At 39.5% G+C, this 14,685-nt stretch carries 13 protein-coding genes and 1 pseudogene; 6 read left to right on the top strand and 8 right to left on the bottom strand.

Annotated features, from left to right (window positions below; translation table 11 throughout):
* A pseudogene (locus tag QM424_RS09875) lies at nt 1–93 on the bottom strand (YoaK family protein); the annotation flags it as partial.
* A 141-nt stretch (nt 94–234) separates the two neighbouring features.
* On the opposite strand from QM424_RS09875, the gene QM424_RS08850 reads away from it, so the two are divergent.
* The 3 genes from QM424_RS08850 (at nt 235) to QM424_RS08860 (ending at nt 3,403) form a co-directional block, all read left to right on the top strand.
* Nucleotides 235–1,212, top strand: coding sequence for a Gfo/Idh/MocA family protein (locus QM424_RS08850; protein WP_414394297.1), 978 nt, complete (start codon nt 235–237; stop codon nt 1,210–1,212).
* A complete protein-coding gene (locus tag QM424_RS08855) occupies nt 1,209–2,291 on the top strand; it encodes a DEAD/DEAH box helicase (protein ID WP_414394299.1) in 1,083 nt (360 codons plus the stop codon). Before QM424_RS08850 ends, QM424_RS08855 begins: the two co-directional genes overlap by 4 nt.
* A 536-nt stretch (nt 2,292–2,827) precedes the next feature.
* On the top strand, nt 2,828–3,403 hold the full coding sequence (locus QM424_RS08860) for a hypothetical protein (protein WP_414394301.1): 576 nt from the start codon (nt 2,828–2,830) through the stop codon (nt 3,401–3,403).
* A 123-nt stretch (nt 3,404–3,526) separates the two neighbouring features.
* On the opposite strand, the gene tuf is transcribed toward QM424_RS08860, so the two are convergent.
* Nucleotides 3,527–4,723, bottom strand: coding sequence for an elongation factor Tu (gene tuf, locus QM424_RS08865; protein ID WP_001040721.1), 1,197 nt, complete (start codon nt 4,721–4,723; stop codon nt 3,527–3,529).
* A 200-nt stretch (nt 4,724–4,923) separates the two neighbouring features.
* Nucleotides 4,924–6,033, bottom strand: a complete 1,110-nt coding sequence (locus QM424_RS08870; RefSeq protein WP_000488881.1) for an AI-2E family transporter — start codon at nt 6,031–6,033, stop codon at nt 4,924–4,926.
* A 102-nt stretch (nt 6,034–6,135) separates the two neighbouring features.
* Between QM424_RS08870 and pbp3 the strand changes: the two genes are divergently transcribed.
* Nucleotides 6,136–7,377, top strand: a complete 1,242-nt coding sequence (pbp3, locus tag QM424_RS08875) for a D-alanyl-D-alanine carboxypeptidase PBP3 (RefSeq protein WP_414394304.1) — start codon at nt 6,136–6,138, stop codon at nt 7,375–7,377.
* Nucleotides 7,378–7,524: 147 nt separating this feature from the next.
* Here the strand turns inward: pbp3 and QM424_RS08880 are convergent, their stop codons facing one another.
* The 5 genes from QM424_RS08880 to QM424_RS08900 all read right to left on the bottom strand — a co-directional run bounded on the left by QM424_RS08880 (nt 7,525) and on the right by QM424_RS08900 (nt 11,762).
* The gene (locus QM424_RS08880; RefSeq protein ID WP_414394306.1) at nt 7,525–8,379 is read right to left on the bottom strand and encodes an NAD(P)H-hydrate dehydratase; all 855 of its coding nucleotides are present in this window, start codon (nt 8,377–8,379) and stop codon (nt 7,525–7,527) included.
* A 13-nt stretch (nt 8,380–8,392) separates the two neighbouring features.
* Nucleotides 8,393–9,214, bottom strand: a complete 822-nt coding sequence (locus QM424_RS08885; RefSeq protein WP_000601058.1) for a hypothetical protein — start codon at nt 9,212–9,214, stop codon at nt 8,393–8,395.
* A 119-nt stretch (nt 9,215–9,333) separates the two neighbouring features.
* Nucleotides 9,334–10,191: a bifunctional methylenetetrahydrofolate dehydrogenase/methenyltetrahydrofolate cyclohydrolase gene (locus QM424_RS08890; protein WP_261232440.1), complete on the bottom strand. Its 858-nt coding sequence runs from the start codon at nt 10,189–10,191 to the stop codon at nt 9,334–9,336.
* Nucleotides 10,192–10,344: 153 nt separating this feature from the next.
* Nucleotides 10,345–11,079: an amino acid ABC transporter ATP-binding protein gene (locus QM424_RS08895; protein ID WP_414322081.1), complete on the bottom strand. Its 735-nt coding sequence runs from the start codon at nt 11,077–11,079 to the stop codon at nt 10,345–10,347.
* Complete coding sequence (locus QM424_RS08900; protein WP_001011642.1) at nt 11,079–11,762, bottom strand: amino acid ABC transporter permease; 684 nt, start codon at nt 11,760–11,762, stop codon at nt 11,079–11,081. Before QM424_RS08900 ends, QM424_RS08895 begins: the two co-directional genes overlap by 1 nt.
* A 190-nt stretch (nt 11,763–11,952) precedes the next feature.
* On the opposite strand from QM424_RS08900, the gene QM424_RS08905 reads away from it, so the two are divergent.
* The gene (locus QM424_RS08905; protein ID WP_000443570.1) at nt 11,953–12,183 is read left to right on the top strand and encodes a DUF1797 family protein; all 231 of its coding nucleotides are present in this window, start codon (nt 11,953–11,955) and stop codon (nt 12,181–12,183) included.
* 230 nt (nt 12,184–12,413) lie between these two features.
* Complete coding sequence (locus QM424_RS08910) at nt 12,414–14,681, top strand: ATP-dependent Clp protease ATP-binding subunit (RefSeq protein ID WP_414394309.1); 2,268 nt, start codon at nt 12,414–12,416, stop codon at nt 14,679–14,681.
* Nucleotides 14,682–14,685: the final 4 nt, after the last annotated feature.

Genomic DNA, 14,685 nt, shown 5'->3' on the forward strand with positions numbered 1-14,685 from the left:
TACATATCCTGCACAAAAAGTCAAAAAAAGCGCTAGTCTCTTAGACTGACGTGATATTTTTCTTATAGGTAATAGCCTCATTTTTCCTCCCATTTCATTTACTCATCTCATTATTGTACCACTTTCTATGGGAAAGTCCTAGTAGCTTATTTTAAAATTTTTACCCTCTGTTGGATAGTCTCGTCTATCTATGTTATAATGAAAGAAGGATTTAAAATCGGAAAAGGAGTATCTATGCTTAAATTAGGTATCATTGGTACTGGCGCTATCAGCCACCACTTCATAGAGGCAGCCCATGCTAGTGGAAAATACAAGCTGGTCGCAGTCTATTCTAGAAAACTAGAAACTGCGGCAACCTTTGCTTCTCGCTATCAGAATATCCAACTCTTTGATCAAGTAGAGGACTTCTTCAAGAGTTCCTTTGATGTGGTCTATATTGCTAGCCCAAACTCCTTGCATTTTGCTCAGGCAAAAGCTGCCTTGTCTGCAGGTAAACATGTCATTCTTGAAAAGCCAGCTGTCACTCAACCACAAGAATGGCTGGATTTGGTTCAAACAGCTGAGAAAAATCACTGTTTTATATTCGAAGCGGCACGGAACTACCATGAAAAAGCTTTCACTATCATCAAAAACTTTTTAGCAGACAAACAAATTTTGGGAGCAGATTTCAACTATGCCAAGTATTCTTCCAAAATGCCTAACTTGTTGACTGGGGAGACACCAAATGTCTTCTCAGACCGTTTTGCTGGTGGAGCTCTTATGGATTTGGGGATTTATCCCCTCTACGCTGCCGTTCGTCTCTTTGGAAAAGCTAAGGATGTGACCTATCAGGCTCAACAGCTTGACAATAACATTGACCTAAATGGCGATGGCATCCTCTTCTACCCTGACTATCAAGTTCATATCAAGGATGGGAAAAACATCACTTCCAATCTTCCTTGCGAGATTTATACGACAGATGGTACCTTGACCCTCAACACAATTGAGCATGTTCGCTCGGCTATTTTTACCGACCATCAAGGCAATCAAGTCCAGCTCCCTATCCAACAAGCTCCTCATACGATGACTGAGGAAGTCGCTGCATTTGCACACATGATCCAGAAACCAGATCTGAATCTCTACCAAACTTGGCTGGAGGATGCAAGTTCAGTTCATGAGCTACTATATACCATGCGCCAGACTGCTGGCATTAGATTTGAGGCAGAAAAATGAAAAACAAACTACCGACTGAATGGCAAGAACTGAGTGACCAACTCAGTTTCCAAGAATTCACTCCCATTCAAACCCAACTATTTGAGCCCCTTCTTGCTGGAGAAAACCTCCTAGGAGTGAGCCCAACAGGAACTGGTAAGACCCTAGCTTACCTTCTACCAAGTCTTCTCAGACTACAAAAGAAAAAAGCCCAACAACTCTTGATTCTAGCACCAAATACTGAGCTTGCTGGACAGATTTTTGATGTATGTAAAACGTGGGCTGAAACTATCGGTTTGACAGCCCAACTCTTCCTATCAGGTTCAAGTCAGAAACGTCAAATTGAACGACTCAAAAAAGGACCAGAAATTCTGATTGGAACCCCTGGCCGTATCTTTGAACTGATTAAATTGAAAAAAATCAAGATGATGAACGTAGAAACCATCATCCTGGATGAATTTGACCAATTGCTTGATGATTCTCAAATTCATTTTGTTGAGAAAATCACTCACTACGCACCGCGTGACCACCAACTCGTCTACATGAGTGCGACGACCAAGTTTGACCAAGAAAAGATTGTGTCGAATACACGCACTATTAATCTCTCTGATCAAAAACTGGACAACATCCAACACTTCTACATGCAGGTAGATCAACGTCACCGAGTGGATATGCTACGAAAACTGGCTCATGTAGAGGATTTCCGAGGTCTTGTCTTCTTTAACAGCCTGTCAGACCTTGGAAGTGCAGAAGAAAAATTACAGTATCGGGATATCTTGGCTGTTTCCCTCGCTAGTGATGTTAATGTCAAATTTAGAAAAGTCATCTTAGAAAAGTTTAAAGACAAGCAACTAACCCTGCTTCTTGCAACTGACCTTCTGGCTCGTGGAATTGATATCGATAGCCTAGAATGCGTCGTAAACTTTGATGTTCCTAGAGATATTGAAACCTACACTCACCGTGCTGGCCGTACAGGTCGCATGGGTAAAGAAGGCTATGTTATCACTCTCGTCACTCATCCAGAAGAAATCAAAAAACTCAAAAAGTTTGCAAGCGTACGTGAAATTGTCTTGAAAAATCAAGAACTCTATGTAAAATAAATCCCTCATTGAGGCTGGGCAAAAAGTCTTTAAAATCAAAAACGCATAATATCAGGTATTGAACAACCTTGATATTATGCGTTTTATTGTGGGAAATTTTACTTCATTTTCTACTAAAATTGAGTTTTCATCTAGCCTCTTTTTTGTAAAACCACATAAGATTCGTAGTAAAAAACTCTCCAACTATTCTATTATAGCATATAAATTAATAAATAAATAGACTTGTTTTTTTATTTTTTTGATGTATACTAATAATAGAAAGCGCTTTAAATTAAATAAAAGGAGGTTTTATGAGGAAAGTAAATAAGGACATTTTATTCTTAACCGGAATCATAGTTTTATGTTTTGGTTTTTTATTATTTCACATCAACCCCTATTATGCTGGGCCCGATGAGACACTGAAAGGAAGAATAAATTTATTCTTTTGGCATCTATATTGGAGACCTATAGGAACTCTCAGTATCCTTTCGGGTTGCATTATGACTTTCAAAGGATTGAAAAAATAATCTTTTGATTATGAAGAAAGGAAATTTTTTATGATTAAACTGAAATTATTGTTTTTCTCTGTACTATCAAGTCTATTATTCTTAGTCTCAACATCTACGGTTTTTGCTGATGTCTATCCTGGCACAAATTATGAAATTATATCTAATCGTGTTGTAAAAGATATCAACACAGGAGAGTTATTGTCATTTTATACGACTGAACTTAGAGACGCCTATTTAGAGTCTAAATCTACGTATCAGACTCGTTCTAATGCAACTGGTGTTGCAGACTATAGAACTAGCTACTCTCACTCTTATGAGAGTAGCGCTACATCAGGAGCTCTAAGTTCAACTGCTTATGGTGGAAAAGCTGGAGCTACCCTAACTTTAAGTGCAGGTGTTAGCTTTTCTGCTCCAGAGTCTGGAGCTGGACTAAGTTTAAATCACTCAGTCTCCCATAACGTACCACCCTACACTTATGGTTACATCAGGCTAAAAGCATCTTACACAGTAAATGTTCGTAAATTAGAAGTTAGATACTTAGGCACCAACAAATGGGTTCCAGCTGGTGAAACCTCTACTATATCGAATGTTAGTGTTTGGAGCGAACTAGTAACTTGGAAATAACTCATTAGATAGATCTGGACTTTACCAGGTCTATCTTTTTACTTTTAAAAAAAAAGAACCTTGCAAAGCAAGATTCTTTTAGTGTCTGACTTAAATAATTGTTCTTCTGGGAACTAAATCGAATTAAGCTTCGATTTCTGTAACCATACCTGAACCAACAGTACGTCCACCCTCACGGATAGAGAATGTAGTACCTTGTTCTACGGCGATTGGGTGGATCAACTCAACGTCGATTGTCACGTTATCACCAGGCATTACCATTTCAGTACCTGCTGGAAGTTCGATTGAACCTGTAACGTCAGTAGTACGGAAGTAGAATTGTGGACGGTAGTTGTTGAAGAATGGAGTGTGACGTCCACCTTCTTCTTTAGTAAGGATGTAAACTTCACCTTTGAATTTAGTGTGTGGGTTGATTGAACCTGGTTTAGCGATAACTTGTCCACGTTCGATTTCATCACGTTGAACACCACGAAGAAGGACACCTACGTTATCTCCGGCAAGACCTTCGTCAAGTTGTTTACGGAACATTTCAACACCAGTAACAACTGCTTTTTGAGTTTCTTCTTTGATACCAACGATTTCGATTTCGTCGTTGACTTTAACGATACCACGGTCGATACGTCCTGAAGCAACTGTACCACGACCAGTGATTGAGAATACGTCTTCGACTGGAAGAAGCAATGGTTTGTCAGTGTCACGTTCTGGTTCTGGGATGTACTCATCAACTGTGTTCATCAATTCCATAACGATGTCTTCGTATTTAGTGTCACCTTCAAGGGCTTTAAGAGCTGAACCTTGGATAACTGGAAGATCGTCACCTGGGAAGTCGTATTCTGACAATAGGTCACGGATTTCCATTTCAACCAATTCGAGCAATTCTTCGTCGTCAACCAAGTCAACTTTGTTCATGAAGACGATAAGGTGTTTAACACCAACCTGACGTGAAAGAAGGATGTGCTCACGAGTTTGTGGCATTGGTCCGTCAGTTGAAGCTACTACAAGGATAGCTCCGTCCATTTGAGCGGCACCAGTGATCATGTTTTTAACGTAGTCCGCGTGTCCTGGAGCGTCGATGTGAGCGTAGTGACGTTTTTCAGTTTCGTACTCAACGTGCGCAGTGTTGATTGTGATACCGCGTTCGCGTTCTTCTGGAGCAGCATCGATAGACGCATAGTCTTTAGGTTGGTTAACAGCTGAAGGCAAGCGACGTGCCAAAACAGTTGTGATAGCTGCAGTTAGGGTAGTTTTACCGTGGTCAACGTGTCCGATAGTACCAATGTTAACGTGTGGTTTACTACGATCGTATTTTTCTTTTGCCATTTGAGTAAAAGCCTCCAATAAAATATATTTTATAGATAGACAGTAGGCAATACAGTCTAACTTTCCTTACTATTTTATCAAATTTCAGCTAAATTGCAAGTGTTTTACAAAGTTTTTGTGAATTATTCTTAATAGGCTAATCTAAATGGCACTTCTATTCCTATAATTTACCTAAAGAAAAATCAGGAATTTCCTGACTTTTACTTAGCTAATTCTCTTTCTCGTTCTTTCATTGTTTTATGATTTTCATACAAACGTGATAAGAACTTAGAAATTTCTTTTAAGATAGAATAGGTTGGTACTGCGACAATCATACCAATGACCCCATATATATTGCTTGATAACAAAAGTAATACTAAAATCGTAATGGGATGAACCTTCATCACACCACCAACGATTCGAGGGTAGAGGATATTTCCATCCACTTGTTGAATGATTAGCATGTAAACAACTGCAATTAGCATTCTATGAGGATCCGTAAAGACATTGGCAATAATCATCGGAATCAAGCCAATACTTGGTCCCACATAAGGAATGAGATTGGCCAATCCTGAAAAGATGGCAAAGACCAAAGCGTATTTCAAACCAATCACGCTATATCCGATAAAGGCCAAACAACCGATAATAATAGCGTCAATGGCGACTCCACTAATATATCGAGCAATTGTCGCATTCAAATTCTTTAAGAGACCTGCAATATGCAACTTATCTCGCTTTAAAACAGTACGCTCAAGCATCGGTAAAAATTTGTTTCCATCTAACAAAAAATAAACCAAAAACACAGGGGTCATAATAATAATCAAAACAGTACTAAAGAGAGCTGATAGAACACTTCCAACACTATTGGTAACGCTATTTAGGATATTTTGTAAAATATCTACATAGGATAAATTTAACTGTTGAATAGTCGCTTGAATATCCAAATTTTGAAAGGCTGGATAAGTAGATAAATCCACAATCAAATCTTGTAAACGACTATAGATAGTCTGACTAGTCGCAATCAAGCTGGTCAACTGATTAACCAAAATCGGTAAGAGATAGACTACTCCAATGACAAGCCCCCAAACCAAAGCACACAAGGTTAGTAGAATACCAATGATACGATTAATTTTGAAATACTTTTGTAAAAAATTTACAATAGGATTGGTCAAATAATATAAAAAACCACCTAGAAGAAAAGGAATCATGATGGTGTTTGCGACGCTTACAAAAGGCGTGATAATAGCACCCATCTCTCTCCATAAATAAAAAATGATTGTTAATAATAAAATCTCACTGGTCCAAAAAAATAATTTATTCTTACGAAACATGAGCTACCTCCATTCATCTATTTTACCATACTTTCAAAAAAGCTTCTTTCTTCTATCATGAAACTGGGAATATTTTTTTCTTTATGTTAGAATAAACTTACTATGAAAAAAATCATTTTAACTCTCTTAAGTCTATTCGTAATTGGGTCAGCATCTACTGTTGCTGCCCAAGATTTTAATATTGCTGCTAAACATGCGATTGCTGTTGAGGCCAATACTGGTAAAATTCTATATGAAAAAGATGCAACGCAACCTGTCGAAATTGCTTCTATAACAAAACTACTTACCGTTTACCTGGTCTATGAAGCACTCGAAAATGGAAGTATCACACTATCCACCCCAGTAGATATTTCTGATTATCCTTATCAATTGACGACAAATTCTGAAGCCAGTAATGTTCCTATGGAGGCCCGTAATTATACTGTCGAAGAGTTACTTGAAGCAACTCTGGTATCTAGTGCCAACAGCGCCGCTATTGCCCTAGCTGAGAAAATTGCTGGCTCTGAAAAAAACTTCGTTGATATGATGCGGGCCAAACTCCTGGAATGGGGAATCAAAGATGCCACGGTTGTCAATACAACTGGTCTGAACAACGAAACTCTCGGAGATAACATTTACCCAGGGTCTAATAAAGATGATGAAAATAAGCTCAGTGCTTATGATGTCGCTATCGTTGCCCGCAACCTCATCAAAAAATACCCACAAGTCTTGGAAATCACCAAAAAACCTTCTTCTACTTTTGCTGGAATGACAATTACTTCAACCAACTACATGTTAGAAGGTATGCCTGCTTACCGTGGTGGTTTTGATGGGCTAAAAACAGGAACAACAGACAAAGCCGGAGAATCTTTTGTTGGTACTACTGTCGAAAAAGGCATGAGGGTTATCACTGTTGTTTTGAATGCAGATCATCAAGACAATAATCCCTATGCTCGCTTTACAGCTACATCTTCCCTAATGGATTATATTTCTTCTACATTCACACTTCGTAAAATCGTGCAAAAAGGCGATGCCTATCAAGATAGCAAAGCCCCTGTACAAGATGGAAAAGAAGATACGGTCACTGCAGTGGCCCCAGAGGATATCTATCTAATTGAACGTGTTGGGGGTCAATCTTCCCAATCTATTCAATTCACACCTGATTCTAAAGCAATCCCAGCACCACTTGAAGCCGGAACAGTGGTTGGCCATTTGACTTACGAAGACAAGGATTTGATTGGTCAAGGTTACATTACCACAGAACGTCCTAGTTTCGAAATGGTAGCAGAAAAGAAAGTTGAAAAAGCCTTCTTCTTAAAAGTTTGGTGGAATCAGTTTATCCGATTTATCAACGAGAAATTATAAAACATACTGAGCAAAAGATTGCTCCAAAATAGAAACAGACCAAAAAGTCTTTAAAGTCAAAAACGCATAGTATCAGGTATTAAAAAAACTTGATATTATGCGTTTTATTGTGGTAATATTTACTTCGTTTTCTCCTAAAATTGAATTTTATCCCATTCTTTTTTGAGATATTTTATTCATTACTTTAGGAAGACAATTACTAATTTCCGTTGGCAAGACCACATAATGTTCTTGAGATAGTTCTTGGGCTATTGCTGAATGAAGATGGGTCGCTACTGCCACACGTTCGTAGAGACTGTCCTGTCGGAATTGGCCTACAAATCCTGCAATCATACCAGCCAAAGTATCTCCCATTCCCCCAGTCGCCTGATAGGGACCGCCAACCTGTAACTGGTAATAATCAGATTGTCCAGCTTGCCAAATACGAGTAGCTGAACCTTTCTCTACCAAAATTGTTCCTTGAGGGAAGGAAGTTAGGGCACTAGATGTTGTATCTTCGTTTTGCTTTTCAATAGCAATACCAGACAGCTTTTCCCATTCTTTTTGGTGGGGAGTTAGGATAAGCTGGTTAGATGGAAACGACAAACTTGTCCTAGCAAGAATGGTTAAGGCCCCTCCGTCTACAATCAAAATCTGATTCTTTTTTAAGCTAGCAAAGACCTGTTTTACAAGATTTTCTCCAAAAGTATCGTCTCGTAAACCAGGCCCCAGCAAGACAACTTCTGCCTTCTCCAATTGCTCTTTTAATAATTGCTGGTCTTGAAGAGAAAAGGCCATAGCCTCAGGTAAATGACTGTGCAAAGCTGGGATATTTCCCCTATCTGTTCCAACAGTCACCAAACCAGCTCCACTTTTAACAGCTGCCAAAGCAGCCATGATGATAGCACCACCATAAGGATAAGTCCCACCCAGCAACAGCAAACGACCATAGTCTCCTTTATGACTGGTACGAGAACGTTCAATAATGACTTTTTCTAATAATGCTTGCTCAATCACTCTCATCGTTTTTCCTCAATTATCCTTTATCTGATTGTTTTAAAACAACTTGATAGACTTTCTTAGTCCACTCTTCTAAGTCTTCTCCAGCATAGTCAAGATAATACACCCTATCTTGTATTTTGGTTGGAATAATATTTTCAAATTGGCTCTTATTATGAGTTGGAATAATGCAAATATACAACTCACTTAATAAATTAAGCATGTCCTTAATTTTTACAGCATGGTAACCATCAAAAATATAACCAGGAACTTTAATCAAATCTGTATAGATAAAATGAAAACTTACTCCAGGAATAAACTTGTCTTGTAATTCTTTCTCTGAAGGAGCTCGACCTAATAAACGCTCCATCGCCAATCGATAACCAGAACTTGTATTTGACCACCCTAACATGACATAGTCAAAATAATCTATCGGATCAGATGCAGCATTTCGACTATCCAAAACCAACTCCTCAGCATCTCGCCCAAAGGCTTTCACAGCAGATAAAAGACGACCAGTTTTAAAAATAGAAATCGCTGCATCTATAGTCGTAGTATGACTACAGTAGTCTGAAGTCACTAACCTCTTATGTAGGTCATAAGTCGAGGCTACTCTTTTATCTGTAGGAGTAAATGGTGGCAGAAAGGGATGCTGACAGATGTAATCTAAAATTTCTTTTTTTAAACAAGAATCAGCACACTCAATACTTGTTTGACGTTTATGAAGTTTTTCGTAAGCTATAAATTTAGCAATTTTTTCTAATTCCCACTCTTGAATATTTGGATAATCAATTAGTGCTAAGTAGTATATTCCATCCCATTGTAAACTATATTCCCCATTATAAATTTTTAAAATCATCTAATCACCTCACTCCATTATACAACAAAAAGGAGGCACATACCTCCTTTTATAAACTTATTTCTAAAATTTAATATTCATTTCTGCCATTTTAGATATAGCTATAGAAAATTTTTCTCTTATTTTCTATCCAATGTCCGGAGTGCTGCTTGATAAGTTTGCTCCATCAGCATAGTAATGGTCATAGGACCTACACCTCCAGGAACTGGTGTAATATGGCTAGCAAGTGGAGCAACTGCCTCATAATCCACATCCCCACAGAGCTTACCATTTTCATCACGATTCATCCCAACGTCAATGACTACCGCACCGGGTTTCACAAAGTCAGCAGTCACAAACTTGGCACGACCGATTGCAACAACCAGAATATCTGCTTTAGCAGCCACCTTAGCAAGATGATGAGTCCGTGAGTGGGTCAAAGTCACTGTAGCATTCTTTGCCAAAAGAAGCTGGGCCATAGGTTTTCCAACGATATTGGAACGACCGATGACGACCGCATTTTTACCTTCCAAGTCAATCCCATATTCATGAAACATTTCCATAATTCCTGCAGGTGTAGAAGGAATCATGACTGGATGACCAGACCAGAGACGTCCCATGTTTAGGGGATGGAAACCATCTACGTCCTTTTCAGGATCAATAGCTAATAAAACTGCCTCTTCGTCAATATGTTTTGGTAATGGTAACTGGACCAAAATTCCATGCCAAGCTGGATCTTGATTGTATTTGGCAATCAAGTCTAACAATTCCTCTTGAGTAATGGTCTCTGGAACTCGCACTACTTCGCTACGGAAACCAGCCGCAAGAGCTGACCTCTCCTTGTTGCGAACGTAGACTTGGCTGGCTGGATTGTCCCCAACCAAAATCACTACCAAACCAGGCACTAGACCTGTTTCTTCCTTTAATTTTGCAGTCTTTTCAGCCAACTGCCCCTGCAATTTGGCCGCTAAAGTTTTCCCATCAATAATCTGTGTCATATCACTTCTCTTTTCTTTCAAATATTTTCCATTATACCAAAAACTGCCAGCACCCTCTAACACTTCTTTCCTAGGCTATCTTATAGTTTCAAACTATAAGAAAAAGCTCTGGTTGAGCTTTTCACTAATCTTGTCTTGAAATTTTAAAATAGATTACAAAACCTTACTCAAGAAGTCTTTAGTCCGTTGTTCTTGGGTTTGTTCAAAAATCTGTTCAGGTGTTCCGTCTTCAACAACCACACCATCTGCCATAAAGATGACACGATCTGCCACCTCACGGGCAAATCCCATCTCATGTGTTACGATAACCATGGTCATTCCTGACTTGGCTAGGTCTTGCATAACAGCCAGAACCTCACCTACCATTTCAGGGTCCAAGGCTGAAGTTGGCTCGTCAAAGAGTAAGACATCAGGTTCCATAGCCAAACCACGCGCAATGGCAATCCGTTGTTGCTGTCCACCTGACAAACTCTGTGGATAAGCAGTTGCCTTATCTGGTAAACCAACTTTTTCCAAAAGTTCCTGAGCTCTCTTCTCTGCAATTGCCTTGCTTTCACCTTTGGTCTTGATAGGTGACAAGGTGATATTTTCCATCACAGTCATATTAGGAAAGAGATTGAATTGTTGAAAAACCATGCCCATCTTCTCACGCATGGCAAAGAGGTCATTCTTCTTGTCCGTAATATCGACTCCCTCAAAGATAACCTTCCCCTTGGTTGCTTCTTCCAACAAATTCATAGAGCGAAGCAAGGTAGATTTCCCGCTCCCCGAAGGACCGATGATAACGACAACTTCTCCTCTTTTAATCTCGAGGTTGATGCCCTTCAATACTTCATTCTTTCCAAATGATTTATGTAAATTTTCAATTTTTATCAAGGTTTCTGTCATTATTTCTTATCTCCTTGTCCCATACGTTTTTCAAAAGCTTTCAAGGCTACTGTCAAAATAGAAGTCATAATCAAGTAATAAAAGGCTGCAAATAAAAGTGGTGTTAAAGGTAGATAGGTTGTTGTAGAAACTGTTGTAGCCCCGTTCCACAACTCCATGACACCGATAGCTGATAAGAGGGAGCTGTCCTTGATAATGGTAATAAATTCGTTCCCCAATGCTGGCAAAATATTTTTGATTGCTTGTGGCAAAATCACATATCTCATAGCATTTTTAGGACGAATCCCTAGCGAATAAGCCGCCTCTAGCTGACCTTTTGGAACCGCATTGATACCGGCACGAACAGTCTCAGAAACATAAGCACCACTGTTCATAGAGATAATCAAAATTCCTGGAATCAGACGAGAAAGGTCAACACCTAAAATTCCAACCTGAATAGTCGGAGCATTGATGTGCATAAGAGCAAAGGCAATCATAATCTGAACCATCATCGGTGTCCCACGGAAAATCCAAACGTACAAGTTGGCGAGCCAAACAAGCGGTTTAAACTTTGAACGTTGCCCAAAAGCCAAGACAACACCCAAAATAGTTCCCAAAAAGACAACACAGATAGAAATGAGAACCGTCACAACAGCCCCATAGTTAAAATAAGGTAAATACTTAGGTAAAAAAGAAAAATTCATAATCACACTGCTTTCTAAAATAGAATACTGTATGATTATAACATGTATTGAATTAAAATTCAAACTTTTTATCCGATTTATTCAAAAAAACTTTCAGCTGGTAGAATTAGCGAGAAATCTTAGTTTTTTCTAGTCAAGTTGGCCTCCTTTATGGTAAAATAGTAACGATAAGAAATGAAGGAGAATCAAAATGGAATCACATTTGGTTAGAATCATCAACCGCCTTGAAGCAATGGCAAAAGACGGCGGAAATTTAAAACGTAATTTTGAACGCGAAGGAGTTGTTGTTGCAGAAGTTGCATACAGCCACGACGAAGAAAACGGATCAATCTTTACCCTTCGTGATGTAGAAGCTCGCGAAACTTATACGTTTGACAGCATTGACTTGATTGCAATGGAGATTTACGAACTCCTTTACTAATACAAAACAAGCTGGGATTACACCCTGCATGTCTAACCACAATCCTTTTTGTCTCACAAATAGGATTTTTTTATTCCCTAAAATCTCAAAAATTTTCATTGTAACAACTTCTCAAAGCTGCAATCTTTTTACTTGCTTTACACCCCAATCCTGTTATAATGAGAGTATAGAAATTTGACTATTTTTGACCTTTGAACAGGTCAGGATAAAGAAAGAAATGAGGTAGATGTATGCTTTGTCAAAACTGTAAAATTAACGACTCAACAATTCATCTTTACACCAATCTCAATGGAAAACAAAAACAAATTGACCTCTGTCAAAACTGCTACAAGATTATCAAAACAGACCCTAACAACAGTCTCTTTAAAGGTATGACGGATTTGAACAATCGTGACTTTGATCCTTTTGGTGATTTCTTCAATGACTTAAACAATTTTAGACCTTCTAACAACACTCCACCGACTCCTCCAACCCAATCAGGTGGAGGTTACGGTGGAAATGGCGGTTATGGTTCTCAAAATCGTGGATCTGCTCAAACCCCGCCACCTAGCCAAGAAAAAGGCCTGCTGGAAGAATTTGGTATCAACGTAACTGAAATTGCCCGTCGTGGTGATATTGACCCCGTTATTGGACGCGACGATGAGATTATCCGTGTCATCGAAATTCTCAATCGTAGAACCAAGAATAATCCTGTCCTTATCGGTGAACCAGGTGTCGGAAAAACAGCCGTTGTCGAAGGTCTAGCTCAAAAGATCGTTGATGGTGATGTTCCACATAAACTCCAAGGTAAACAAGTCATCCGTCTGGATGTGGTTAGCCTGGTTCAAGGAACTGGGATTCGTGGGCAATTTGAAGAACGCATGCAAAAACTCATGGAAGAAATTCGCAAACGTGAGGACATCATCCTCTTTATCGATGAAATCCATGAAATTGTTGGTGCGGGTTCTGCAGGCGATGGAAATATGGATGCAGGAAATATCCTCAAGCCAGCCCTTGCTCGTGGGGAACTGCAACTGGTCGGCGCTACTACTCTCAATGAATACCGTATCATTGAAAAGGATGCTGCCCTAGAGCGTCGTATGCAGCCTGTCAAAGTTGATGAACCAACAGTGGAAGAAACAATCACTATCCTCAAAGGAATTCAAAAGAAATACGAAGACTACCACCACGTTCAGTATACCGATGCTGCGATTGAAGCAGCTGCAACTCTTTCCAATCGTTACATCCAAGATCGCTTCTTACCTGACAAGGCCATTGACCTCCTAGATGAAGCTGGTTCTAAGATGAACTTGACCTTAAATTTTGTCGATCCTAAAGTGATTGATCAACGCTTGATTGAGGCTGAAAATCTCAAATCTCAAGCTACACGGGAGGAAGATTTTGAGAAGGCCGCCTATTTCCGCGACCAGATTGCCAAGTATAAGGAAATGCAAAAGAAAAAGGTCACAGACCAAGATACTCCTATCATCAGCGAGAAAACTATTGAGCACATTATCGAGCAGAAAACCAACATCCCTGTTGGGGATTTGAAAGAGAAAGAACAATCTCAACTTATCCATCTAGCTGAAGACCTCAAGTCTCATGTTATTGGGCAAGACGATGCTGTCGATAAGATCGCTAAGGCTATTCGCCGTAATCGGGTTGGACTTGGGACCCCTAACCGCCCAATCGGAAGCTTCCTCTTCGTCGGCCCAACTGGTGTCGGTAAGACAGAACTTTCCAAACAACTAGCTATCGAACTCTTTGGTTCTGCTGACAGCATGATTCGCTTTGACATGAGTGAATACATGGAAAAACACAGTGTGGCTAAGTTGGTCGGCGCTCCTCCAGGTTATGTTGGCTATGATGAGGCTGGTCAATTAACTGAAAAAGTCCGCCGCAATCCATATTCTCTTATTCTCTTGGATGAAGTGGAAAAAGCCCATCCAGATGTTATGCACATGTTCCTCCAGGTCTTGGACGATGGTCGTTTGACAGATGGGCAAGGACGTACCGTTAGCTTCAAGGATGCCATTATTATCATGACCTCAAATGCAGGTACAGGTAAGGCAGAAGCCAGCGTTGGATTTGGGGCTGCTAGAGAAGGACGTACCAACTCTGTTCTTGGTGAACTCGGTAACTTCTTTAGCCCAGAGTTTATGAACCGTTTTGATGGTATTATCGAATTTAAGGCTCTCAGCAAGGACAACCTCCTTCAGATTGTCGAGCTTATGCTAGCAGACGTTAACAAGCGCCTTTCTAGCAACAATATCCATCTCGATGTGACAGACAAGGTCAAGGAAAAATTGGTTGACCTCGGTTATGATCCAAAAATGGGAGCACGCCCACTTCGTCGTACTATTCAAGACTATATTGAAGACGCAATCACTGACTACTACCTTGAAAATCCAAGCGAAAAAGACCTAAAGGCAGTTATGACCAGCAAGGGCAACATTCAAATCAAATCTGCCAAAAAAGCTGAAAAAATCAAAGAGAATACTTCTGAAATAGAAGATTAGAACT

The sequence above is a fragment of the Streptococcus mitis genome (genome assembly GCF_047464945.1).
Classification (GTDB): domain Bacteria; phylum Bacillota; class Bacilli; order Lactobacillales; family Streptococcaceae; genus Streptococcus; species Streptococcus mitis_EA.

What these genes read in the sequence shown, in the direction of transcription:
- QM424_RS08895 (WP_414322081.1), bottom strand. Translation starts at nt 11,079, where the DNA reads ATGACAGAAACCTTGATAAAAATTGAAAATTTACATAAATCATTTGGA.
- QM424_RS08850 (WP_414394297.1), top strand. Translation starts at nt 235, where the DNA reads ATGCTTAAATTAGGTATCATTGGTACTGGCGCTATCAGCCACCACTTC.
- QM424_RS08910 (WP_414394309.1), top strand. Translation starts at nt 12,414, where the DNA reads ATGCTTTGTCAAAACTGTAAAATTAACGACTCAACAATTCATCTTTAC.
- QM424_RS08900 (WP_001011642.1), bottom strand. Translation starts at nt 11,762, where the DNA reads ATGAATTTTTCTTTTTTACCTAAGTATTTACCTTATTTTAACTATGGG.
- QM424_RS08855 (WP_414394299.1), top strand. Translation starts at nt 1,209, where the DNA reads ATGAAAAACAAACTACCGACTGAATGGCAAGAACTGAGTGACCAACTC.
- QM424_RS08885 (WP_000601058.1), bottom strand. Translation starts at nt 9,214, where the DNA reads ATGATTTTAAAAATTTATAATGGGGAATATAGTTTACAATGGGATGGA.
- QM424_RS08880 (WP_414394306.1), bottom strand. Translation starts at nt 8,379, where the DNA reads ATGAGAGTGATTGAGCAAGCATTATTAGAAAAAGTCATTATTGAACGT.
- QM424_RS08890 (WP_261232440.1), bottom strand. Translation starts at nt 10,191, where the DNA reads ATGACACAGATTATTGATGGGAAAACTTTAGCGGCCAAATTGCAGGGG.
- pbp3 (WP_414394304.1), top strand. Translation starts at nt 6,136, where the DNA reads ATGAAAAAAATCATTTTAACTCTCTTAAGTCTATTCGTAATTGGGTCA.
- QM424_RS08870 (WP_000488881.1), bottom strand. Translation starts at nt 6,033, where the DNA reads ATGTTTCGTAAGAATAAATTATTTTTTTGGACCAGTGAGATTTTATTA.
- tuf (WP_001040721.1), bottom strand. Translation starts at nt 4,723, where the DNA reads ATGGCAAAAGAAAAATACGATCGTAGTAAACCACACGTTAACATTGGT.
- QM424_RS08905 (WP_000443570.1), top strand. Translation starts at nt 11,953, where the DNA reads ATGGAATCACATTTGGTTAGAATCATCAACCGCCTTGAAGCAATGGCA.
- QM424_RS08860 (WP_414394301.1), top strand. Translation starts at nt 2,828, where the DNA reads ATGATTAAACTGAAATTATTGTTTTTCTCTGTACTATCAAGTCTATTA.